Source organism: Synechococcus sp. H55.11 (genome assembly GCF_047462475.1).
GTDB lineage: Bacteria > Cyanobacteriota > Cyanobacteriia > Thermostichales > Thermostichaceae > Thermostichus.
This window is the reverse complement of sequence record NZ_JANSJI010000231.1, coordinates 1-986: the sequence shown is the minus strand read 5'-3', so window position 1 is coordinate 986 and position 986 is coordinate 1. Positions and strand designations below refer to the sequence as shown.

Genomic DNA, 986 nt, shown 5'->3' with positions numbered 1-986 from the left:
AGAGGGGCTGAGGGGATGGAGGATGGTGGAGTCGGACATGGGGCAAAACAAAAGCGATGAGCAGTTGGTCAGCCGCCAAAAGGCTATTCCCCAATCATAGTTGTTAAAAATTATTTCTGACGGGATCCAAATCTGAATCTGGGTCTCGATTCGGGGTAGCGGGGATGAGACACTAAATGGTCGGAGAATGTTAGCGACCTATCCCCTGAGCGTTGTCATGACTGCTTTCAACCTTGTCTGCAAAGGTGGTGCTATGCGTCGGCTGTTGTCTGCTTTGGTGTCTATCCTGTTGATGCTCTGTCTGTGCTTGGCCCCCTTGGGGATCCCGGCCGTGGCGGCAGAGCTTCCGCCGGTGAAACACCTCGACACTCCCATCGACGTGAACAACACCATCCTGCGCAACTACCGCCAGTTGCCTGGCTTCTATCCCACCCTGGCCCGTATTCTGGTGAAAAATGCTCCCTACAACAGCCTGGAGGACATGTTGCAGATCCCAGAATTGACGGAGCAGCAGAAGGCCCTGATCAAGGCGAACGCGGAGAACTTCGTGTTTGGGGAGTACCAAGAGGGGGCCAACCAACTGGAAAACCGCATCAACCAAGGCTACTACGGCTGATCCCGGCCAGCCAAGGGATCCCATGGCCTACGACAACGTCTGCAAGTACCTGGTAGAGTGGTTTCCCGACTCCTTTGCCCGCTGGCTACTGGGATCCCCGGTTCCCTTGGCCCAAATCCAGCCAACAGAGCTCTCCAGCGAGCCCATCAGAGCCGATTCCCTCATCCTCTTGAGGGCCCAAAACTTGATCCTGCACCTCGAATTCCAGACCGATCCGGATCCCGAGATCCCCTTTCGCATGGCAGACTACTGCCTGCGCCTGTATCGCCGCTATCCTGCCCAGGAGGTGCGGCAGGTTGTCGTCTACCTGAGAAAAACCCAGTCGGAACGGGTGTACCAAACTTCTTTCCAACGGGGATCCCTATCCCAT

General features: G+C 56.0%; 1 protein-coding gene and 1 pseudogene. Both read left to right on the top strand.

The features are described from left to right. Positions 1-253 precede the first annotated feature (253 nt). Positions 254-616: a photosystem II complex extrinsic protein PsbU gene (gene psbU, locus NW853_RS09230; protein WP_414336235.1), complete on the top strand. Its 363-nt coding sequence runs from the start codon at positions 254-256 to the stop codon at positions 614-616. A gap of 22 nt (positions 617-638) precedes the next feature. Next, a pseudogene (locus tag NW853_RS09225) lies at positions 639-986 on the top strand (hypothetical protein); the annotation flags it as partial.

Coding starts and splice junctions, on each gene's coding strand:
- psbU (WP_414336235.1), top strand. CDS start 254: ATGCGTCGGCTGTTGTCTGCTTTGGTGTCTATCCTGTTGATGCTCTGT.